The 20,787-nt window shown below is 68.8% G+C and carries 24 protein-coding genes; 6 read left to right on the plus strand and 18 right to left on the minus strand.

Annotated features, from left to right (window positions below):
• Positions 1 to 41 precede the first annotated feature (41 nt).
• The 9 genes from FHR33_RS47325 to FHR33_RS47365 form a co-directional block, all read right to left on the minus strand.
• Entirely contained in the window at positions 42 to 623 is a 582-nt protein-coding gene (locus FHR33_RS47325) for a hypothetical protein (RefSeq protein WP_183662500.1), read from the minus strand.
• A complete protein-coding gene (locus FHR33_RS47330) occupies positions 620 to 1,261 on the minus strand; it encodes a TIGR02466 family protein (protein WP_183662502.1) in 642 nt (213 codons plus the stop codon). The genes FHR33_RS47325 and FHR33_RS47330 overlap by 4 nt, the downstream gene beginning before the upstream one ends.
• The gene (locus tag FHR33_RS47335; protein WP_183662504.1) at positions 1,258 to 2,010 is read right to left on the minus strand and encodes an aKG-HExxH-type peptide beta-hydroxylase; all 753 of its coding nucleotides are present in this window, start codon (positions 2,008 to 2,010) and stop codon (positions 1,258 to 1,260) included. Before FHR33_RS47335 ends, FHR33_RS47330 begins: the two co-directional genes overlap by 4 nt.
• The gene (locus tag FHR33_RS47340) at positions 2,007 to 2,837 is read right to left on the minus strand and encodes a hypothetical protein (RefSeq protein WP_183662506.1); all 831 of its coding nucleotides are present in this window, start codon (positions 2,835 to 2,837) and stop codon (positions 2,007 to 2,009) included. The genes FHR33_RS47335 and FHR33_RS47340 overlap by 4 nt, the downstream gene beginning before the upstream one ends.
• 416 nt (positions 2,838 to 3,253) lie before the next feature.
• Positions 3,254 to 3,439 carry a hypothetical protein gene (locus FHR33_RS47345; protein WP_183662508.1) on the minus strand — a complete coding sequence of 62 codons (186 nt, stop codon included), beginning with the start codon at positions 3,437 to 3,439 and terminating at the stop codon, positions 3,254 to 3,256.
• Positions 3,440 to 3,474: 35 nt separating this feature from the next.
• A complete protein-coding gene (locus FHR33_RS47350) occupies positions 3,475 to 4,053 on the minus strand; it encodes a hypothetical protein (protein ID WP_183662510.1) in 579 nt (192 codons plus the stop codon).
• Complete coding sequence (locus FHR33_RS47355) at positions 4,050 to 4,709, minus strand: TIGR02466 family protein (RefSeq protein WP_183662512.1); 660 nt, start codon at positions 4,707 to 4,709, stop codon at positions 4,050 to 4,052. Before FHR33_RS47355 ends, FHR33_RS47350 begins: the two co-directional genes overlap by 4 nt.
• Positions 4,706 to 5,464 carry an aKG-HExxH-type peptide beta-hydroxylase gene (locus tag FHR33_RS47360; RefSeq protein WP_183662514.1) on the minus strand — a complete coding sequence of 253 codons (759 nt, stop codon included), beginning with the start codon at positions 5,462 to 5,464 and terminating at the stop codon, positions 4,706 to 4,708. The genes FHR33_RS47355 and FHR33_RS47360 overlap by 4 nt, the downstream gene beginning before the upstream one ends.
• Positions 5,461 to 6,249, minus strand: a complete 789-nt coding sequence (locus FHR33_RS47365) for an O-methyltransferase (RefSeq protein WP_183662516.1) — start codon at positions 6,247 to 6,249, stop codon at positions 5,461 to 5,463. The genes FHR33_RS47360 and FHR33_RS47365 overlap by 4 nt, the downstream gene beginning before the upstream one ends.
• Before the next feature lie 262 nt (positions 6,250 to 6,511).
• Here FHR33_RS47365 and FHR33_RS47370 point away from each other — a divergent pair, with 262 nt between their 5' ends.
• Both FHR33_RS47370 and FHR33_RS47375 read left to right on the plus strand, forming a co-directional pair.
• A complete protein-coding gene (locus FHR33_RS47370; RefSeq protein WP_183662518.1) occupies positions 6,512 to 7,888 on the plus strand; it encodes an NsdA family TPR-like regulatory protein in 1,377 nt (458 codons plus the stop codon).
• 34 nt (positions 7,889 to 7,922) lie between these two features.
• Complete coding sequence (locus FHR33_RS47375; protein ID WP_183662520.1) at positions 7,923 to 8,399, plus strand: SAM-dependent methyltransferase; 477 nt, start codon at positions 7,923 to 7,925, stop codon at positions 8,397 to 8,399.
• A 411-nt stretch (positions 8,400 to 8,810) separates the two neighbouring features.
• Here FHR33_RS47375 and FHR33_RS47380 read toward each other — a convergent pair whose 3' ends face one another.
• Both FHR33_RS47380 and FHR33_RS47385 read right to left on the minus strand, forming a co-directional pair.
• Positions 8,811 to 9,209, minus strand: coding sequence for a hypothetical protein (locus FHR33_RS47380; protein WP_183662522.1), 399 nt, complete (start codon positions 9,207 to 9,209; stop codon positions 8,811 to 8,813).
• Positions 9,210 to 9,258: 49 nt separating this feature from the next.
• A complete protein-coding gene (locus FHR33_RS47385) occupies positions 9,259 to 9,498 on the minus strand; it encodes a hypothetical protein (RefSeq protein ID WP_183662524.1) in 240 nt (79 codons plus the stop codon).
• A gap of 240 nt (positions 9,499 to 9,738) precedes the next feature.
• Here FHR33_RS47385 and FHR33_RS47390 point away from each other — a divergent pair, with 240 nt between their 5' ends.
• From FHR33_RS47390 to FHR33_RS47405, 4 genes are all read left to right on the plus strand, one after another.
• Positions 9,739 to 11,052 (plus strand): NsdA family TPR-like regulatory protein, encoded by a 1,314-nt coding sequence (locus FHR33_RS47390; protein ID WP_183662526.1) that lies wholly within the window; start codon positions 9,739 to 9,741, stop codon positions 11,050 to 11,052.
• On the plus strand, positions 11,049 to 11,948 hold the full coding sequence (locus FHR33_RS47395) for an aminoglycoside phosphotransferase family protein (RefSeq protein ID WP_183662528.1): 900 nt from the start codon (positions 11,049 to 11,051) through the stop codon (positions 11,946 to 11,948). Before FHR33_RS47390 ends, FHR33_RS47395 begins: the two co-directional genes overlap by 4 nt.
• A 125-nt stretch (positions 11,949 to 12,073) precedes the next feature.
• On the plus strand, positions 12,074 to 12,355 hold the full coding sequence (locus FHR33_RS47400) for a ribbon-helix-helix domain-containing protein (protein ID WP_183662530.1): 282 nt from the start codon (positions 12,074 to 12,076) through the stop codon (positions 12,353 to 12,355).
• A complete protein-coding gene (locus FHR33_RS47405; protein WP_183662532.1) occupies positions 12,352 to 12,789 on the plus strand; it encodes a hypothetical protein in 438 nt (145 codons plus the stop codon). Before FHR33_RS47400 ends, FHR33_RS47405 begins: the two co-directional genes overlap by 4 nt.
• Before the next feature lie 1,128 nt (positions 12,790 to 13,917).
• Here the strand turns inward: FHR33_RS47405 and FHR33_RS47410 are convergent.
• The 7 genes from FHR33_RS47410 to FHR33_RS47440 all read right to left on the minus strand — a co-directional run bounded on the left by FHR33_RS47410 (position 13,918) and on the right by FHR33_RS47440 (position 20,659).
• Positions 13,918 to 14,919, minus strand: coding sequence for a hypothetical protein (locus FHR33_RS47410; protein WP_183662534.1), 1,002 nt, complete (start codon positions 14,917 to 14,919; stop codon positions 13,918 to 13,920).
• A gap of 122 nt (positions 14,920 to 15,041) precedes the next feature.
• Positions 15,042 to 16,388 carry a cytochrome P450 family protein gene (locus tag FHR33_RS47415; RefSeq protein ID WP_183662535.1) on the minus strand — a complete coding sequence of 449 codons (1,347 nt, stop codon included), beginning with the start codon at positions 16,386 to 16,388 and terminating at the stop codon, positions 15,042 to 15,044.
• A gap of 79 nt (positions 16,389 to 16,467) precedes the next feature.
• Complete coding sequence (locus tag FHR33_RS47420) at positions 16,468 to 17,772, minus strand: cytochrome P450 family protein (RefSeq protein ID WP_246453892.1); 1,305 nt, start codon at positions 17,770 to 17,772, stop codon at positions 16,468 to 16,470.
• A gap of 11 nt (positions 17,773 to 17,783) precedes the next feature.
• Positions 17,784 to 18,377 carry a GTP-binding protein gene (locus FHR33_RS47425; RefSeq protein ID WP_183662537.1) on the minus strand — a complete coding sequence of 198 codons (594 nt, stop codon included), beginning with the start codon at positions 18,375 to 18,377 and terminating at the stop codon, positions 17,784 to 17,786.
• On the minus strand, positions 18,358 to 18,726 hold the full coding sequence (locus FHR33_RS47430; protein WP_183662539.1) for a DUF742 domain-containing protein: 369 nt from the start codon (positions 18,724 to 18,726) through the stop codon (positions 18,358 to 18,360). Before FHR33_RS47430 ends, FHR33_RS47425 begins: the two co-directional genes overlap by 20 nt.
• A complete protein-coding gene (locus FHR33_RS47435) occupies positions 18,723 to 19,097 on the minus strand; it encodes a roadblock/LC7 domain-containing protein (RefSeq protein WP_183662541.1) in 375 nt (124 codons plus the stop codon). The genes FHR33_RS47430 and FHR33_RS47435 overlap by 4 nt, the downstream gene beginning before the upstream one ends.
• 17 nt (positions 19,098 to 19,114) lie before the next feature.
• Entirely contained in the window at positions 19,115 to 20,659 is a 1,545-nt protein-coding gene (locus tag FHR33_RS47440) for an ATP-binding protein (RefSeq protein ID WP_350656225.1), read from the minus strand.
• Positions 20,660 to 20,787 lie beyond the last annotated feature (128 nt).

Raw genomic sequence — 20,787 nt, forward strand, 5'->3', positions numbered from 1 at the left:
TGTAGGAGGTGACCGGTCCCCGGTTGCCACCCGGGAGGGCGCTACCGGAGTGAGGTGGCCACCGCGACGAGCGCTGACTGGCTTTGCTCCAGAGGGACGACCGAGCAGGTCAGCCAGCCGGGTGCAGCGGCGTGCGCGCCGGCAGTGCAGCGGATGACGAACTGCCGCCCCCACGGCAAGCCCGGCATTGCGGTTTGGGGACCCGCGGGGCGCGGATCGGTTAGAGCAATGGCGCCCGACTCCTGGTTGATCGGCTCGCTGGCGGCCAGCACGCACCAGGCGATGGCTTCCGCGCCAACGGAGAAGGCGGGCCTGTCGAAGCCACCCCGCCACACTTGGATCTCCAACTCGAGACCGGATGGCTCCAAAAGACCTTGCCCAGCGGCCAGGGCTGCCATCGAGGTGAGGAGTTCCGCGCGCAAGGCCTCCTCGTTGTTCAAGACGGCGCTGGCCGGGATCACCTCGAACGGCTCGCCGACCGGGTCTGGCGCCGTTATGTTCGGCATCACGATGTCGGCCAGGTCGAGGGACTCGATCACGACGGGTGTGCCCCACAGCCGTTCCACGCCGGAGCTGCCGATCGGGCGGGCCCCGATGAGGGCCGCGCCGGTGTGGGTGGTCATCGCATGCCTCCCCAGGCGTTGTCGTAGGCGACGTTCCAGGCGACGCAGATCCGCATGTCGCTGCCGGTTGCGGTGGCCGAGACCGAGTGGGGAAGCCAGCCGGGAAAGGCCACCATCCGGCCAGGCACAGGCTGGACACGGACGACGCCCTGGGACACCTGCCGGGCCACCGCCGCCGGGCGCGGGTCGAGGATCTGCAGGTAGCCCGATTCCCGGCCATCGTCGGAAGACGGCGCGGACACGTAATAAACACCGCTCCACGCCGAGTCGTGATGAGTATGCGGCCGCAGGCTTCCGCCGCTGCGGTAGACCACCGCCCACGCCTCGGCCTTAATGCCCTGGGTGACCTCCTTGGCGGCCTCGCCCAGAATGTCGGCGGTCAGCGCAGTAACCGCCTGCAAGATCCGGCCCTTGAACCAGTCGATGGCCGGATGCTGCCAGTGCAGAATGTCCTGGCTGGACTTAACGGCGTCGATCCCGCCGAACAGAGCGGCGTCCGGGTCGACCTTTTCCGCCTCCAGGATGAGCTCGCGCAGCGTGATGTTGATCTCCTCGGTGCCCTCGAAGTCGGCGATCCAGATCGGGGTCTTCCAGGCAGTGAGCGCAGTGCGAGATGGATGGGGTGCGGTGTCGGTCACAGTGCCTCCTTCAGCCGGTGGGCGATCTGCCAACCGGCAGGGGTGAGCAGGTCGACGCGAGAATCGAGAAGGTCCAGGCAGCCCAGGCCGTAATCGCGCAGCGCGGTCAGCCGGGTCTCGCCTTGTGCGCCAGTGGCGCGGTAGAAGCGCGTCAGGACCGCCGCTACATGCGCTGCACCCAAGACCTCAGACGGTGCCCGATTCGCTGTTCCCGACGGCAAGTTGAGCTTGTCCGCGTGCTCGCCTTCCAACGCCCACAGCTCCTGAATCAGATAGAGCCATTGGTGGCTGAGCTCGTGAAGGAGATGCTCGCCAAGCTCCAACGGACTGGCGAAGGCTTCCGGTGCCAGGAGCACGTGCTGAGGCCATGCCCGCGAGGAAGCAGAGATCGCTCCGGTCGTGGAGTGCAGCAGTGCGTAGCGGACAGGTAGGCGGAGCAGGATCTCCCACGTTGGCACTGCGGCCAACATCCCTTGCAGGGCATCGTTGATGAGCCGGTTCTCGGTGGGCGAGAGCGGGCTGGCCGGGATCGGTTCAGCGCTGGGGCGCAGCAGCACGATTCGGGCAGGTGCCAGCCATTCCTCAATGCTGGCGGCGGTATCGAGGATCGAGCCGGTGCGGCCCAGCCGTTCAGCTTCAACGTGGCGAACTGCTGCGGCGCCGGCCAGCAGCCGCCGGGCAGCGAAACTGTCGTCGAGGAACGGCATGCCGTCGAGTTCGGTGAGTGGGTGCGGCAACGCGCTCATCATGTGGTCACCACCGTTTCCGAATACAGCTCATGGCAGATGAGTGCGGGATGCTCGTGGAGCGGCTCCGGGTCCAGGCCGAGCGACACCACCCCTATCCCGGCGCGTCGCCCCACTTGCAGGCATGGCAGTGGCCAGTCAGCATGCGGATCCGGGGTGAAGTAGACCGGCGGCGGCTCCGGCATGAGGGCCAGCACCTGCGGGCCGCACACCAGCCCGTTGTAGGTGTCGTAGGCAAAACGGGGATGGCCGATGTCGAAGTCGTGGATGAGGACTACACCGCGGGTGATGGCAGCCAGTTCACGCTGCAGCGGCCAGGCCTCGCCCCAGTGGGCATCCAAGAAGAACAGAGGCCGCTGGTAGGTGCTGGTCGCCCAGGTGACAAAGTCGGGCGAATCCAAGCAATCCACGTGGGCATTGGGCTGGTCGGCGAGACGGCGGCGAGTGAAGAGGGCGTATTCGGAGTTGATGTCGCAGGTGCGAACGGGCAGATCGGGATAGCGGTGGGCGAGGTAGTCGGAGGTGTCTCCAAGGAAACAGCCGGTCTCGATGATCGCGTCGAACTGGTACGCCCTCAGCAGATCATCGACAAGGAGGGCCACCATCACGTCGAATCCGAACGGGCCGCCCCCATCCGATAGGCGCACAGCGCCAGCGCGGGCGGTGGTATAGAAGTGGCGGAGCGTCGTGCCTACCTGCGCGGCCTCCCAGCCGATGCAGTCGTGCCGCTTTGAAGGCATGCGTCGTTGCTCCCAACGCCGAGACTTCTTCTTCGTGGTGCGGCTTCTGTGTCCATGAAAGACCGAGTACAGGCGTTTGAGAATGACCATCCCCCGAGATGGATTCCTTACCTTGGCCGTCGAGTTTGAGCTTTACTCCAACTGCGCCGCTGTTCAGGTCGCTGGCGCTGCCGCGACCTGTCGCCCTATGCGATACACGCATCAGGCAGGCTGTTCGACGAGGATGTGAGGGTCCGGCCGTCCCCTTCTCATGTGGTTGGTTTCCTTCTGCGTGGGTGTGGAGGAACTGATCCCCGGTAGGGCGCGATGCGGCCCACCGAAGCGAGGTGGCCACAGCCATCAACGCTGACTGTCCCTGATTGAGCCGACGGAGCAGGTCAGCCGCTCTACAGGAGGAGGCAGCCCTGTGGCGACACGGAGAGCTGTGATCGACTTGCGAAGGGGGCTGGCCCCCGCCGAGGCATGCTCGGCGAGGGCCAGCGTTGTTGTGGTCGCAGCTCGATTGGCTACAGCCGGGTCGTCGTCTCCGCGGTCAGCGCGAAGTTGTTCTGCACCGCGCCGCAGTTGCTGGAGTCGGCCACGATCATGCCTTTGCGGGCCATGTCGAGGTACTGCGCGGTGTGGGCTTCGTCGACCTGGACGCCGAGGCCGGGGGCGTTCAGGCCGATGCCGACGTTGGTGTTCTCACTCATTGCTTTCTCCTTTGGAGATCGGTTTTGGGGTGGAACTAACGGGTCGACGTGGCAGCCACGACGACGATGACCTCTCCTTTCTCGACGGGGACGATGGAGCAGGTAAGCCATCCGGGGATGACCGCGAGGGAGCCCGGGACCGGGGTGATGGTCGTTTGACGGCCCCAGGGCAGGCCCGGCATGGCCGTCATGGCGCTGCCGGCGCGCGGATCGAACACGGCAACCGTCCCCGCGCTCTCCTCGACCGGGGCGACGACCTCGAGGAAGCACCAGCCGAGGTAGTCGTTTGGTACGGCGAACATGGGCCGCTCATAGCCGCCGCGCCAGACCTGCGCCTCCAGGGCAACGTCGGTGACATCACGGCCGGGAGTTCCCCCATCGACGCCGCGGCCGCTGAGGGCGTTCATATCGGCCAGGAACTCCCGCCGAAGCGCCTCGGCGTCGACGACGACCTCCTCCAGGGGGACCGTCATGAACGGCTCAGGCCCGGAGCGGTATCGGTTCAGGACGCCCTGACGGGCGATGCCCTCCAGGTCGATCTGCCGAATGGTGGAGGCCGTCCCCCAGTAGCGGGCCACGGTGCCCGGCTGCACGGGCTGGTCGATGGTGGTCACTGCTGCCCCCCGTTCTGCTCGTAGGAGGCGTTGAACGCGATGCAGATCCGCAGCCCGCTGGTGTGCTGGGTGGCCTGCACCGAGTGAGGCAACCAGGACGGGAAGCAGACCAGAAGACCTGGGCGCGGCTGGATAGACAGCACCCCGGGGGTGACACCGCGGGCGATCGCCGCGGGGCGGGGGTCGAACAGCTGCAAATTGCCCGAGGAGGAGCTGACGCCCCCGCACTCGATGTAGATCGTGCCGGAGTAGATCGAGTCGTGGTGGGTGTGCAGCCGGTGTGAGCCGCCGGAACGGTAGACAACCGCCCACGCCTCCGCGATCAGCCCGTACTCGGCTTCGACGGTGGCGGTGTGCTCGGCCAGGGTGTCGCGGGTCATCGCCGAGGCGGCTTCACGGATCTGGCTGCGCAACCACTCCACGGCCGGGTGGTCCCACTTCAGGATGTCCATACTCGACTTCTGGGCGCCGATCACCCCGAAGGTGTGTGCGGCGTTGTCACGGCCTTCGGCGTCCAGGATCAGGTCACGTAGCTGGCCGATCATCTTGCGGGCGAGCGCGCCGCCGTCCGGAGCGTCCGGGTCAGCAAGCCCGGCCTGGTAGATGGGCGTCTGCCAGGTGGTGAGCATGACGGGAAGCTGCCGCGTCGCAGTCATAGGGCCTCCTTGAGCCGTTGGGCGAGTGCTCGCCCGGCGTCGGTGAGGTCGTCGCCGATACCGTCGAGCAGGGACAGACATCCGCGGCCGTAGTTGAGCAAGTAGCGGATGTGGCCGGTGGTGGCCTGTGGTGCGGCCCCCTCCGGGTCGAGCCGGTGCATGCGGACCTGCGCCGCCGCGACGTGAGCGGCGCCCAGGACCTCGCTGGGGGTGCGGTCGGCGGTCCCCGAGGGCAGGGTGAGCTGCTCAGCGCCCTCGCGGGTCAGCTGCCACACCTCCTGAATCATGTAGAGCCACTGGTGGCAGAGCTCGTGTGTCACCTGTTCGCGCAGTTCACGGGTGTTGGCGAAGGCCGGGTCGGCGAGCAGGATGTGCTGCGGCCAGTCCCGGGACGACGCCGAGATGGACCCGTCGCCGAGGGCGAGCAGCAGGTACCGCACCGGGAGCCGCAGGAGCGGCCGCCACGCTGGCACCGTCTTGGCCAGTTCGTCGAGGACGTTGTCGACAGCGGCCAGCCGCTCGCGGGTGAGCTGCTCGGCCGGGATGGGACCCACGCGGTGGCGCAGCTGAAGCGCTTGGTGCGGGGCGAGCCATGCGCCCGGGTTGCCGGCGGCCACGCCGTCTAAGCCAGCGTTTTCGGCCTGGACGTGCCGGATCGCCGCGACGGCGGCCAGCAGCTGGCCAGCGTCGAAGGTGTCGTCGAGGAACGGCATCCCGCTCAGCACGGCGATGGGATCGTGCAGGGTCACGTTCATGGCGTTGTCGCCTTCTCGGCCGACACGGGCCGGGTGAGCAGGTGAGGGTGGTTCTCCAGCGGCGCGGAGTCCACGCCGATGGGGAGGATGCCGACGCCGGCGCGGCGCCCGACCTGCAGGCACGGCAGCGGCCAGTCCGCGTCCGGGCTGGGCGTGAAGTAGTGCGATGGCACGCGCTGGAGCCTCGCGAGGAGGTGCGGGCCGCAGGCCAGGCCGTCGTAGGTGTCGAAGGCGAACCGGGGATGCCCGATGTCGAAGTCGTCTATTAACACCACGCCGTGCCGGATCGCGGCCAGCTCCTGCGCTAGCGGCCACCGCTGCTCCCAATGCGCGTCCAGGAAGTACAGCGGCCGCCGGTAGGCGGCGTCGACGCGGCGAACCAAGGCCGGCGAGTCAAGGTACTCGACTTGGACGTTGCCCACGCCCGCCAACGCCATCCGCTGCCGGGTGAACGCGACGTGCTCGGCCACCACGTCGCAGGTGTGGACGGGCAAGGCGGGGTAGCGGCGGGCGAGGTAGGTGGTGGTGTCGCCGAGGTAGCAGCCGGTCTCGACGATCGCGTCGCAGCGGTAGGCGGCCAGCAGGTCATTCACCAGCAGCGCGACGGTGACGTCGAAGCCGAACGGGCCGCCGCCGTCCGACAGGCCGGCCGCTCCGGCGCGCTCCGTGGTATAGAAGATCTGTAGCGTCGTCTCGACCTCAGCGTCGGAGTCACGCCGCACCGGCTCCTCCCCCGCCAGCGAGGTCTCGCGCTGCTTGCCCTGCCCCATCGTGCTGGTGCTCATCGTGCTCGCCCTCCCAGATCGTTGGCGGACAAGCTCCAGCCAACTCCGAGGACGACGGGCTGGGTATGCGACGACGCCCGTGAGGGTGGTCAAAGTGGTCAAAGATCGTCAGCGTGAGCCCGATCGGGAAGCTCTTGCAGGGGGTCTTCGCAGAGCCGAAAAGGCCGACTACGTTGAGGGACACGACGCCACCGCACCGTCGTACCGCAAACGCTGCTAGGTCAAAGTGATCAAAGATCGTTTGGGTATCTGGAGCGCATCCATGGCGCGCACACGCAACGAAAGACTCGCGGCACTGCTGAGCGAAGCTGGCTGGTCACGAACGCAAGCGGCCAACGAGTTCAACCGCGCCGCGCAGCATCTCCAGCAGGCCACGGCCGCTGGGATCGGTCGCTCGCACATCAGCATGTGGATCGGCGGCACCCAGCCATCCGGCGCCGCGCCCGTAATCTTGTGCCAAGCGCTGTCGCATCGCCTGAACCGCCTCATCACACCCGATGAGCTCGGCTTCGCTGGACCCGGCTCAGCGCCAGGCGTGCCGGACTGGCGCGCCGATCCGCTGCCCGCGCTGACCGACCTGGGGAGAAATGACTTGGACCCCGACCGGAGAAGGCTCCTCGTGAGCGCAGGGTATTCGGCGGCGTGGCTTGCTCTGCCGGGTGAAGCATGGTGGCGGGCAATGACCGAGCTGCCACCACCGTCGCCCGGGACGGCGCGCCGGGTGAGCAGTGGCGACGTAGCCACCGTCCAGGAGTTCACCCTCGCCTTCTCTCACATTGACCAGCGCCGCGGCGGCGGGCACGCCCGAAAGGCCCTGGTGCAGTTCCTGCGTTCGGAGGTCACCAGCCTCCTCAGCGGCACCTTCAGCAGCGACCAGGTACGGCGCGCCATGTTCGCCGCCGCCGGCGAACTGACCTACCTGTCAGGCTGGATGGCCTTCGACAACGGCGAGCACGCCCTGGCACAGCAGTACTTCGCCTTAGCCCTGAAGCTGGCCGCTCGCTCAGCAGACGAGCCGCTGAGCGGCCACATTCTGCGCGCGATGGCCCACCAAGCCCTCGACCTTAGCCTGCACCGGCAGGGCCTGGAGCTTTCGGCAGCCTCCCTTCACGGCCAGCGCTACGCCAGCGCCACGCCCCGCGAGCGGGCGCTGCTCGGGGTCGTCCACGCCCGCGCCCTAGCCTCGACCGGGGACCGGCAAGCGGCAGCCAAGGCGCTGCTGCAGGCCGAGAACGATCTCGCCGCCGCGAGCGCCGAGATCCCCGAGCCCAACCGGACCTTCTTCTTCGGTGAGGCCTCCCTGGCACACGAGACCGCCTGCACGTTGGCGGCCTGCGGCGACCGGCGAGGAGCCGTACGGCACTTTCAACGCAGCGTCCGAACCCGTGGGGAGGCCTTCGCCCGCACCCATGCTGTGACCCTGGGATACCTTGGCGCTGTCCAGCTGGCCACTGGCGTCGTGGAGGAGGCCTGCGCCACCTGGCAGCGCGCCCTGGAGGCGATGGAGGAAGGCATCCATTCAGGACGCGCCCGGCAGACCGTCGTGGATATGCGCCGCCTGCTGTCCCCCTACCGCAGGCGCCAGATCCCCGCCGTAGCAAGTCTGGATGCCCGCGCCGCCGCCTACCTAGCCCAGTAGATTGACCGCGTCACGGCACGAGAAGGGGAAGCACATGGCCCAGTCGCTGGAGATCAAGCCCATCGGAGTCGTGGTCGGCGGGCGGGCCGAACCCACAGACGACCACTGGAGCGGCGAAGCGATCATCCGACTGAACCCCGACTTCCCTCATGAAGTGGTCCAGGGCCTGGAGGAGTTCTCTCACCTGGTCGTCGTCTGGCACTTCCACCGGGCATCACCCGGCGACGTAGCTCTGCACGCTCGAAGCCCCCGCAACAACCCGCAATGGCCAGCCACTGGAACCTTCGTCCACCGCAACCACCGCCGCCCCAACCAGCTCGCGCAGTCCTTCCCCCGCCTGCTGAAGGTGGACGGGCTCGACCTGTACGTGACCGACCTGGACGCGATCGATGGCACCCCCGTCTACGATCTGGCGCCCTACTTCACCGCGATGGGCCCGCGCGGCCCCGTGCGAGAGCCGCGCTGGCCGAACGACATGCTCGCCGACTATTGGGACACACCGACGGCGTGATCATGTGAGATCACAGCGGTTCTGGGGGTGCGGAACGGGGGCACTTGTGCAGGGTTGCAGGGCGTGAGGCTGCGTCCCGGAGGCAGCCTCACGCCCCGGCCAACCCCGGCTGGGGTCGACCGAGCTGGAGCCGCGCCCCTCGCGCGGCTCCAGCGGCTCTGATGCTGGGCAGGGTCAATGCTCGTCCTCAGCCGTGGCGTCTTGGTGCCTCTCCTCGAGCGTGGCCTCCGGCGTGGGAGAGGGAAGGCTGTCGAGGAGGGGCAGGGGGCTGTCGTGGTATGGCCTGGGGCGCCCCAGAGCCCACAGCATGATCGAGTTCATGACGTCTGCCTCCGGTGGTGCCTCCGACCCCGGGAGGCGTGCCGGTCTGGGATCCTCTCTTGATCCCACAGCCGGGTGCAGCTCCCGAGGTCAGAGGTGGAGGTCTGGCGAACCTCGCCGACGGGCCGCTGGGGTGTGGCTGGCCACGCCTGTGGGGGGGAAGAACGAAGTCCGCCAGAGTTCTAGTGCGGCTGCACCCACGCGGGTGTGGGTCTGTTCAAGGTGAGCGAGACCGTCCTCGCCGCATTCGATCGCGGGGGCGATTCGCGCCCGCCACAACTCGGGGTCGGCCTCGGTGATGCGCTCCCACAGCTCGGGCCAGGTCGGCGGCGCCGACACGCAGATGCCATCTTCCGATGGGCCGCAGAACCAGGCGAACAGGAGCCGGCTGTAGGGGCCGTACATGCCAGTCCACCGGCCGCCGCTGTGCGACTCGACCGTCGCGGCGTATCTTCGCGCGGCGGAGTCTGTGTCGATCTCGCTCAGCATGGCGGGTCCTCCGGGATCTCCTACGTGGGGTGGGGGCTTGGCTCGGGATCTATGACGGGTGGCCGTCGCTGCGCAGAACCACGTTGGGCGTACCGCTCGGGGGGAGCCTCGTGCCGACTTCGCGCTGCCACACCTTCACCTGCCACAGCACGTCCATGGCCTGATCGCTGGTGGTCATGGCCGCCACCAGGAAGGCGCGAGCGGCGGCGTCGTACCTGCTCGTGGGGATCGTGAGCGTTCCGCCGGTCAGCCAGGTCTCGCCCTGGTCGATCGATAGCTCCAGGGACACCAGGCACTCGCTGGACGGACGAGTCTCCTCATCGCCCGTGTATGGGCGGATGTCGCAGGCGTTCGCTTTCGTGGCAGGCATCCGAGCTGCTCCTCACATCGGTGAAGGTTTCTCAACCTTGGAGCGGTCGGCCTCACCTGGGAACGCCATCCAGGTGGGCAGTCAAGGGGCAGATGAGGGGCAGATTCGCGGGCCTTCCGATCAGCCCCATGCGACGATGCGGACGAAGGGAGGCGCACAGTGCCCGACCCCAACATGCAGTTGCGGCGAGCCCGCGAAGGACTGTCCTCTCCGTCTGCCCCTGGAGAGCACGCATCCCGTCAGGACCTCGCGGACCTGGTCAACGCCTGGATCATGCAAGAACACCATCGCGAAGCAGGCCTGACGGCGAACTACATCGGCAAGCTCGAACGCGGGCTCGTCCGCTGGCCCAACTGCGACTACCGCGCGGCGCTTCGCATCATCCTCGGAGTGGAGCACGACGCGGACCTCGGCTTTCACCGGCCGCGACGCACTCAGCAGGCCACTACCGTGACAGACGTGGATCGCAAAGGGTTCATACGCACCGCGCTCGGGGTGGCGGCCGCCGTGCCCCTCGCCCAGCTAGCCATCCCCTCACAAAGCGCCAACGTGCCCAGCGTGGTGGCCGCCGCCGACATCGGCGAGCTGCGCAACATCGCCAGCGTGTTCTCTACGTGGGACCACACCTACGGCGGCGGCCTGGTCCGCGACGCGGTCGCCGCCCAGGTGCGCTATTCCGTGGGACTGCTCGAACACGCCCGCTGCCCGCGAGGGCTCCACGACGAGCTGTACGCCGCGGTGGGCTGGCTCGGCCACGTGGGCGCGTCCATGGCCTTCGACGCCTACGCCCACGACGACGCCCGCAAGATGTTCCGGCTCGCGCTGACGTGCGCTGAAGAAGCCGGCGACTGGCACCTGCGCGCCAAGGTGCTGTCGTCCATGGCCCGTCAAGCGATCTGGTGCGGCGATGCCGACAGCGGGCTGACGCTCGTGGAGCTCGCCCTGGTTCGTGCCGACCGCCTCACCTTCGCCGAGCGGGCCATGCTGCTGACCGGCCGCGCGCGGGCGCTGGCCAAGCTCGGCCGGGTGCAGGAGACCCTGGCCACCGTGGGCCAGGCCGACGAGCAGTTCGCCCGCATCCACCCTGCCGAAGAGGCGCCGTGGATGCGCTACTACGACGCCGCCCAGCATGCTGGAGACACCGGCCACGCCCTGTTCGACCTGGCGATGACGCGCGGCCAGTTCGTCAGCGAAGCGTCCGGGCGACTCGCGGCGGCTGTGGCCGGGCACACCGCCCCCTACGTGCGCTCGCGTGCGATCAGCGGCATCAAACTCGCCTCCCTCACCATGGCGACCGGTGACCCTGATGAGGCGGCGGCGATCGGCGCCCGCGCGGTGAAGGACGCAGGCCGGGTCCGCTCCTGCCGGACCCAAGACGACATGAGGGAGTTGCACCGCCTGGCCCGCCCCCACCACATCCGCACCCCAGTGGCTGAGCTCCGTCACCAGATCCACGCGGCGGTCCAAGCATGACCCTGGCCAGCGAAGCCGAGACAGCCAGCAGGGCCGTCCTCGAAGCCGCGTGCACCCAGGCCGGACTCGACCCACACGCCGCCGAGCTGCTGCGGCTCGGTGAGAACGCCCTCTACCGGCTGCCGGGCGGGATCATCGCCCGCATCTCCCGCGCCGGTCAGACAGCGGCCGCGGTGCGCGAGGTGCAGGTGGCCCGCTGGCTCGAAGCCCAAGAAGTCCCCGCGGTTCAGGCGCTGCCCAACGTCGATCAGCCCGCCGAGGTCGACGGCCGAGCAGTCACCTGGTGGCAGGAGCTACCCCCGCACCGTCACGGCACCGCTGTGGAGGTCGCCGCCGCGCTGCGTCGCCTCCACGACCTACCGCCACCGATCACGTTCGATGTCGGCCGGCTCGATCCGTTCGTCCGGCTGAGCGACCGCATCGAACGCGCGGCCACCCTGAGCGAAGCGGACCGAGCCTGGATGCGCGAGCACCTAGCCGTCCTGCAAGGTCGGTATGCGGAACTTCCCACTGGGCTTTCGCCGAGCGTTGTGCACGGCGACGCGTGGATAGGGAACGTGGTGGCCACCAACGATAGCCGCGTGGTGCTGCTGGATCTGGAACGGTGCTCAGTCGGCCCGCCTGAGTGGGATCTGGTCTCGACGGCGGTGAAGGTGTTCACGCTCGCTGGGATCACGATCGAGGACTACCAGAGGTTCGTCGACGCCTACGGCCACGACGTCACGCGGTGGGCAGGGTTCGAGCTTCTGCGCGACATCCGGGAGTTTCGCCTGGTCTGCATGGCCGCGCAGGCTGCAGGAGAGAACCCGACCCGAGCGGATGAGGCGGCACTGCGCTTGGCATGCCTGCGCGGGGAACGCGGGCCGCGCCCCTGGCATTGGACAGCGGTGTCCTAAACCGGCCACAGAAATGGGCCGCCCCAGCGGCCAGGGTTCCGTCAGCCTGACGTAGACGATGTAGCGATGCCGAGAACTTTCTGACGCTCAGGTTCAGGCCGGTATAACTGCGGTACCGTTTCGGTATGACCGAGAAGATAGCGATCAGTCTTCCCGACGAGGCCGCCGAGTGGATCCGCACCAAGGTCGCCACCGGACAGGCTGCCAGCGTGTCAGCAGGCATTGCCCAGCTGATCGAGGCCGACCGCCGCTACGCCGAATGGCTCCAACAGGAAGAAGCAGCATTCGGAGAGCCCCTGCCCGACGACCCCGCCCTGTGGGAGGAGATGGGTGCCCGGCTGCGCCGCTCACCCGCCGAAGTCCGCGCCGACAACGAGGATGAGCTCGCCGACGGCAACGCCGCATGATCCGCGGCCGCGTCCTGCACACCCCAGCCGTGGCCGCCTACCTCGCCGGCGACCGGCTCATCCGCATCGCGGTGGCCGCCGCCGCTCGCGAAGCCATCCCACTGCTGCTGCCCACCGCGGTCTTGGCCGCCGCCACCTCAGAACATCCGGACCTGTACCTGCAGCAGCTCGCCGCCAGAGTAAGAGTCCTGCTGGACAGCGCCGCCGTGATCGTCGACCACTTGGTGGCCGAAGCCCCTCACCGGGACCAGACTCGCGACGGAGAACGCGCCATCCGCTCCGGCTACCTCATGAGCGTGCTCGGCCTTACCTTGGACGACGCCCAGACGGCAGATGTGGCACTCAACCGCTCCGCGCCGGTCTTCACCACACGAGTGGGCGCCGCGAGACTGGCGAAGATCGAGCCTCGACTCGCCTTCGACCTCATCGGATGAAGAAGTCACTGGGTTAGCTGCCGGATTCTCGTCGCCTATTATTACCTGCGCGTTCGCGCCAGGGTGGCCCCAGCGCGTGATGATCCGCTAGATTCTGCAAGCTGCCGTGCCCCGCCGTGGGAACGACAATTCGCAAGACTCCACCGCGCCCAGTCCGTGACTGGGTCACCGCGCGGAGGAGATCTTGCTGGCGCCGGTCGGGGCACAGGCATGGCGGCCATGCCCCTGATGCTTATCACCGAAGGCATCAGGGGCTCTGCCCGCCGGGATGACTTGACCGCTGTGGCTGTGGCTGTCCGCATCCGCCGTGATGCCGTCCCCGCCTCCACGCGGCCAAGGTTCGAAGGGACCGAGGCGGGCGGCTAAGGATCGTCCTCCGCGGGACTGCTTCTTCCAACCGCGGCGTTCAGTACATCTCCCGATGGCCAACTCTGCGCATGTGCGGATCCTGCCCTATGCGTCATCATGAGCGGGCGCGGTCAGTGAGCCCTTCTCCAGAGCCCCTCCGGGACTGCACGCCGGAGGGTCCGGCGGAGTAGGGAGGTCCTGTGGACGACCGCGAACGGGGAGACAAGCACCACAAGATCCGCACCGTCTTGGCAGTGGTCAAGCTGGTGCTGTGGATCCTCTGGGTGGCCTTCGATCCTCGCCGCCTCTTCTAAGGCGGCCGGGCCTCCTGCTGGCAACGCTTCGACCTGATGCAAGCAGGAGGCCCGAACACATCCCACCTTAGGCGGCGGAGCTGGCCTCTCGCACGTGGAGATCTTCCCTCTGCGTAGAAGCTTCACAATCCCTTGATTGGCGGCACTTCACCGCAGGGAGGGACCCCTTATATCCAGGCCTCCCTGGTCGGGAGTCTGGTTGAGCGGTTCACGTGCGAGCTTGCGCCCCTGGAGCCGCTATGCCCCAGGCGACGACCACTCTCCGTGACGACCACGAGCTCAACCACAGCTAAATAGGCGACAGTTGATTACGCGAGGTCGCCAGAGTGGGCCCCCTTGCATGGCTCGAAGCTCAGATCCACCGGCTACGCCGCCCATGAGGCCGCCACGGCGGATAGCCCTGGAAGCAGGCATACCGAGGCCGATCCCGCGTGATCGAATGCTGCAAGACGGAGGCGGGACTCGCTCACCGCGCGGGGGTTCCTCCCCGTGGGTACGGCAATCGGAGCAGGTCAGCGATCATCGCTCGAAGAGCCGTGTGTTGCCGGGTGAGGCTGAAGCGCTGAAGCCGATCTAGGCAGTCGCCGAGCAGCGCGGTGTGCTCGGCCGTTGTGGCGATGTCGTTCAGCCAGTGTAGGCGTTCGAGTGCGGCGCGTTCGCTGTCGATGAGCAGCCTGGCGGTGATGAACTGATCGAATGGGCTCAGCGCCGTGGGTAGCAGGGGGACGCATCCGGCCAGGATCGCCTGCGCGAGTTGCTCGAGTACCCCAATGCCGGAGACGCCGTAATCCGGGGGCAGCAGGATCGTGGCCAGACTCTGGCTGTAGACGTCCCTGAGGCGGCGGTGGGTGGCGTCGTCGGGCGGCCAGCACGAGCAGCGTTCGCCGCCTGCCCCGACGACCACATGCGGGAACTGCCGGATAGCAGGGGCGAGGAAGGCGTTGTAGGCCTGGCGGTGGATGTCGAGGTCGCCGACATAGCCGACAGTGAACCTTCTGGGTTTGCTGGCCAGGGTGTCGGCGTCGGGAGCCTTCAGCGCGGAGGCGGGCAGGGGTGGCAGCAGTCGGCGGGCGCCGAAACGGCGGCCGATGTCGCACACGGTGACGTGGCGGGCGCGGCGCAGGGGGTGGGTCTTGGGCAACGCGCTGCTGGTGTCCCACAGCAGGGTGGGGGTAGCGCGCTGGCCGGTGTAGTGGGCCAGCAGGTCACGCTGATGCTGTAGGCGCTGGCGTGTGCGGGCGTCGCTGGCTGGGCCTGTCGTGGTGTCGTCGGGTTGCCATTCCAGCAGCAGCACGCTGATGGCGGGGAAGCCGAGGGGCGCGCCGGTCGGGCGGGGGGCGGGGTTGAGCGGCACCATGTGGTGGCCGTCGTCGGCCAGGGCGTCGATGAGGAGGCGAGGATCGGGAGGTAAGTCGCCGAAGAGAGTGCCCGTGGCGGTCTCACGCAAGCTGTAGCCGATCCGCGTCATAGGAGGTGGTGGAGTCTTTCTGTGGGTTGGAGGGCATGCCGAAGGCACCGACCGCGGCGGCTTGCCTGGTCGGGTCGGCGTCCACAGCAGAGTGCGCCGCGTCGGTGATGCTGGGGCGGGGCTTAGGTGACGGGTGTCAGGACTACCGGCAGTGCCTGGACGGAGTTGCTGAACAGCGACGGGACTGGTATCAGGTCAGCGGCCGGTACGGCGAGCGCCATGCGGGGGTAGCGGTCGAACAGGGCGGGCAGCGCCAGGGCCGCCTCCAACCGTGCCAGCCCGGCGCCCGGGCAGACGTGGGGGCCGCCGCCGAAGGCCAGATGCCGCCTCTGGGCGCGGCCGATGTCGAACCGGTCGGCGTCGGGGCCGTGCTGGTCGGGGTCGCGGCCGAGGAGGCTGTAGGGGGCCAAGATGGCGTCCCCGGCCGGGATGGTGACGCCGGCGATGGTGATGTCGGTGCGCGGATAGCGGGCCATGAAGTTGCCGATGGGGGCATCCCAGCGCAGGACTTCCTCGACGATGCCGGCCCACGTTTGCGCCGGGTCGGCAAGGGCTCGCTGGCATGCGGTGGTGAGCTGGCCGGGGTGGGTGAGCAAGGCGCGGACGGCGTTGAGCAGCAGACTGAGGGTGGTTTCGTGCCCGGCGGCGATCATCAACCACAGAGTTCCGACCAGTTCCTCTTCGGTGAGGGCGTCGGGGTCGTCGCGTCGGGCAGCGATCAGGGCGCTGGTCAGGTCGGGGCCGGGCTGTTCGTGGCGGAGTCTGATGACCTGGCCGAGGACCTGGTAGATGTCGTGCTGAGTCTGTAGCACCTCCCCGGGCTCCGTGGTGGAGCGGAAGATGCTCTCGACCAGATGGCGCAGGCGGGGCCGGTCGGCGTCGGGGACGCCGACGAGTTCGCACACCACCCGCATGGGGATGGGGTAGGCGAAGTGCCGACGCAGATCGACCACGCCGTCGGCGTCGGCGTGGTCGGGCAGCTCGTCGACGACGTCGGTGATGAGGGCGGCGATGCGTGGGCGCAGCTCGTGGATGCGTCGCGGGGTGAGGGTGCGGGTGACCAGGCGGCGTAAGCGGTGGTGCTCGTCGCCGTCGGCGGTGACCATGTTGGTCACTTTGAGCATGCCGGTCAGCGGCCAGTCCTCGCCGATGTCGCCGCGCTGGACGCAGGTCCAGGTGTGCCAGTCCTTGCTGATGCGCACATCGTTCAGCAGGCTGAGCAGCAGGGAGTGGCGGGTGATGGCCCAGGCGGGAATGCCGCCGGGCAGCAGGACGCGCACCACGGGCCCGGCGGCGCGCAGGCGGGCGGCCTCGCCGTGGTGGTCGGCGCCGGTCGGATCCAGGGTGATGACGGGCACCCGGTCGACGGGGGCCTCGCCGGCGGCGTCGGCCAGGTGCGGGCAGCCGCTCCGATGGCCGGCCTCGGGGGTGTGCTCGGATGTGGGAATGGGCCGATCGTGAGGGGTCATGAGGTCCTCCGGCGCGCGATAGAGGGTGATGAAGCACCCGCCTGCCCGGGCTGCGGCAAGGCCCAGACAGGCGGGGCGATCAGGGGTTGCGGGCTGCGCGTGCTGGTCGCAGTGGCGTGGGCGGGGGCGGGAAGACGACGGGCAGCACCGCGGGACAGCGCGTCCACGGGGACGGCCGGAGCGGGATGTCGGCGGTCGTGGCGGCCAGCTTCATGCCGGGCAGCAGGTTGAGGATGGTCTCCACCGCGGTGCGGGCAATGAGACGGGCCGGGTCGCGGGCCGGGCAGGCGTGCGGGCCGATGCTCCAGGCGAGATGGGAGCGGTTGCCCAGGTCCATGACGCGTTCGCCGGTGTGGATGCGGGCATCGCTGCCTGCCGCGGCCAGGCCGAGAACGAGGGCGTCGCCGGCGCGGATGTAGCGGTCGCCGAGCTCGGTGTCTCGGAGCGCGAAGCGGGTGGGCATGTGCGTCATCGGAGGGTCGCGCCACAGCACCTCATCCATTGCCTCATCGGTGCCCAGACGGCCTCCGTTGACGCGTCCGGCCAGGCGCGGGTCGGTCAGCATCAGCCGCAGGGTCTGGGCTATCCAGATCAGGGTGGTCTCATACCCGGCTGAGACCATGACGGCGATCGACTGCAAAATCTCGGCGTCGCCGTACAGGGCGGGATGGTTGATCAGGGCGCTGGTCAGGTCGTCGGCGGGGGCCGTCCGGCGGGTGCGCATGTGCGCGGCGAGGATGTCTTCGAAGCTGGCGTTTCCGGCTTGGGAATCGTCGCCGGAGCCGAACAGGGCCATGAGCCCGGCCAACAGCTGAAAGCCCTTGCCGGTGTCCAAGCCGAACAGACTGGCCACGGCGAGCATGGGGATGACGGCTGCATACTCGGCGATCAGGTCGGCGTGGCCGCGGGCGGCGAAGGATGCGACAAGGTCAGCGCAGATGGCCTCCACTGAGCGGCGCAGCCGCCGGTGGTCGATGCGCGTGACGAGGTCGTCGAGCGGGGCGCGCAGCCGCCGGTGCTCGGCGCCGTCGGCGCCAATGACGTTGGCTCGCCAGAACATCATCGGGCCCAGGCCGCTGTCCGGGGCGACGACGCCTTCGCGCAGGTCGCGCCAGTTGCGGGCATCGCGGGAGTAGACCGCTTCGTTGCGGGCGATGATGGCGATCTCCGGCCAGCCCATGACGAGCCAGGCAGGCACGCCGGGCTCCAGCTCCACCCGGGCCACCTCACCCCAAGTGGCGCGCAGCCGCTGGTAGAGGATGGCGGGATCGGGTGCGGCGGTGATGCGCGACAGCGGCATCAGGTCGGCGGTCGAGCTGGCACGGCCCGTCGCGAGGTCGAAGGCGGCACCGTTGGGGTGTGCGGGCAGGTGATCGGTAGACATGTGGGGCGGTCCTAGAGGTGGGTCGGGGTCAGCGCGGCCACGTGCTGGACGAGAGCGATCAGGGTGGCGAGGGCCGAGCCGCGGTCACGGGCGTCGCAGGTGAGTAGCGGCGTGTGCGGGGGCAGGTCGAGTGCGGCGCGCAGCTCGCCGCCGGGATGGTGGCGGCTGTCGGGGAAGCGGTTGACGGCCACGGCGAACGGCAGGCTGGCGTAGCGTTCCAGCTGGTCGAGCACGGCGAAGCTGTCGTCGAGGCGGCGGGTGTCGATCAGGGCCAGCGCGCCGACCGCGCCATGGGCCAGACCTTCCCAGGCGTCCCAGAAGCGGTGCTGGCCGGGTGCGCCGAACAGGTATAGGGCCAGCGTCGGTGTGACGGTGATGCGGCCGAAGTCGAGCGCGACGGTGGTGGCGCGCTTGTCGGCCAGGTGGGTCAGGTCGTCGACGCCGACGCTGGCGGCGGTCATCGTCTCCTCGGTGCGCAATGGTTCGATCTCCGAGACCGAGCCGATCAGGGTGGTCTTGCCGACGCCGAAGCCTCCGACGATGAGGATCTTGGCGAGCTGCCGCACGCTGTCGGGCAGGTAGCGGTCAGAGTTTGCGGAGGCCATCGAGTAACTCCTGCAGCATCGTCAGCGAGGGGCGCTCGGCTTCGGGGATGGGTGAGCGGGCGTGCAGGTGCCCGGAATCCACCAGGTCGCATGCCACGATCGCGACGACGCTGACCGGCAATTGCAGCTGGGCGGCGGCCTCGACCAGCGGGTGCAGCCGCGCGCAGATCCTCAGCAGCGCATGCTGTTCGCGGGGTGCCGCCCGCGGCAGCGGCGGCGGGTCCGGGGCGGTCATGAGCAGTGTGTCCACGCCGATGGTGTTGCGCGAGGCCCGGACGCGTCCGCCGGTGATGACGAAGGGCCGCACCGCCTGGTCGGCGTAGTCCTTGGGCGCGTCGGGCCCGCTCATGTTCCTGCCGCGTTGCGCGCGGGTGTGGCCAGCGCCTGATCGCCCAGGCGCTGGATCACCGTCTGCATCTGCTGGGACACCAGCCGCGGGTCGACGTCGGCGTGTGTGATGACCGCCAGATGGGAGCCTTCGGCAGCGGCGCGGATGAACAGGAACCCGCCGTCGTAGCCGATCATCACCTCGCGCACGCTGGGGCTGCGGCCGTAGGAGTTGCTGATCGAGCGGCCCAGTGACTGCAGGCCCGATCCGGTGGCGGCAATGCGGTCGGCGTCATCGCGTTCGGTCGCCTCCGACCAGATCTTGGGCAGGCCATCTGCGGTGAAGACCACGGCGTGGCGAACGCCGGTCACCTCGACGATGTCCTTGAGCATCCACGTGTTGTCGATCATTACTGCTCCTCCTGATGGGCCGGGTCGTGCGCGGCTGGACTTGGTTGGCGGGGGACGGCGGACACGTCGTGGGCGCCCTCCAGGTAGTTGCCGAGAAAGTCGCCAGGCTCCTGGGGCGTGAACAGAGAGCCCGGCGAGGACGCGCGAGCAGGAGGCGCCGGTGAACGGTCTGGGGAGGGCTGCGGAGTGATGTGGCGCGGGGAACGCCGCTGGGGCAACTGCGGGCGCGCCGCTGTGGTGCCGCTCGTCACGGCGGGAGCGGCGGGTGCTGCCTCGGCGGGCTGCGGCGAGGAAGAGCGGGCCGCCGAGGGCGGGGTGGTGGAGGGACGGCCGATGGCCAGGGCGTCCTCGCCATCCAGGACCTGAACCAGCTTCTCCGGCACCAGCACCACAGCGCGCACGCCGCCGAACGGTGAATCGCTCAGGGCAACTCCGAAGCCGTGGCGCCGCGCCAGGATGCCGACTACGGGCAGGCCCGTTTGCAGGGAGTCGACCAGGTCCTCCAGCTCGGGCAGCCGGCGGCCGGAGGCGATGTCGGTGGCCTTGGCCAGCCGGTGCTCATCCAATCCGATCCCGCCGTCGTCAATGGTGATGACCGCGCCGCGCTGCACGAGGCGGACCGTTACCTCGACGTCAGTGGTGGGTGGGGAGCACACGGTCGCATTCGCGAGCAGCTCGGCTATCAGGTGAATGAGCGGCTCGACCACCGGGGCCGCAGCGGCCACGGTGAGGTCACCGATCACCTTGATACGCCGGAAGTCCACGATGCGGCCGGAGGCGGCACGGACGACCTCCACCAGCGCCAGCGGCTGGAGCCACTGCTGGCCGGGCCAGTCCTGGCACAGCACAGCCAGGCCTTGCGCGGCGCGGGCCTGCTGGGCGGCCGCGTGGTCGATGCGCATCATCGTGGCCTGCACCAGCTCGTCGCCGGGCCGAGCCTCGGCAAGGTGCGTGGCGGCTTCCTGGATGCGGTGGGAGCCGGGTTGCACACGCCGGGCGAGGGCGACGAGGATCCCGCGCAGGGCTTCCTGCCGGTCGAAGTGCTGAACGGCGACGCCGGATACCGCGCTCACCACGCCCTCCAACATCGTGCTCACGTCTTCGTCGACCAGAGGCTGGTGTATTGCTGGCGGGACGTTCGCACGGCTCACCGCGGCGGGCACGCGCACCTCGACCAGGTGCGAGACAAAGCGCTGGAGTGCCGCTGTCACCTCGACCAGATGCCTGCTCCACAGATCCTCGCGCTCACCCCATTCAGCGAGCTGGGCACGCTCATGCGTGGCGAACGTCGCGCGCAGCTTGTCGCGTGAGGTGGCCAGCTGCCGCAGGTGACGCTGCTGCAGACCGACCACCATCAGCAACATCACGTCGATGACGCCGACGGCCACGCACAGCATCACCCCCAGCGGCCCGGCACCTTGCCGGGCGGCTGCGATCGTCAACATGATGGCGCACGCGAGGCTGAGCACGGCCAGCAGCAGCGCGATCGGCCCGAGCCAGCGGGAAGTCACGGGCGGGAGATCAGGATGGGAATCGATAATCATGATCACCTAAGGAGGGGAGGGAAGCGGATAGGGCTCGGTGGCCCCGGGACAGGAGGCGGCGCTGGTGGGGCAGACGTCTCCTCCCGGCCCGGAGCCTTGGGCGCAGACCGAGTGGGCGCTCACGGGGT

The organism is Nonomuraea dietziae (genome assembly GCF_014195505.1).
Classification (GTDB): Bacteria; Actinomycetota; Actinomycetes; order Streptosporangiales; family Streptosporangiaceae; genus Nonomuraea; species Nonomuraea roseola.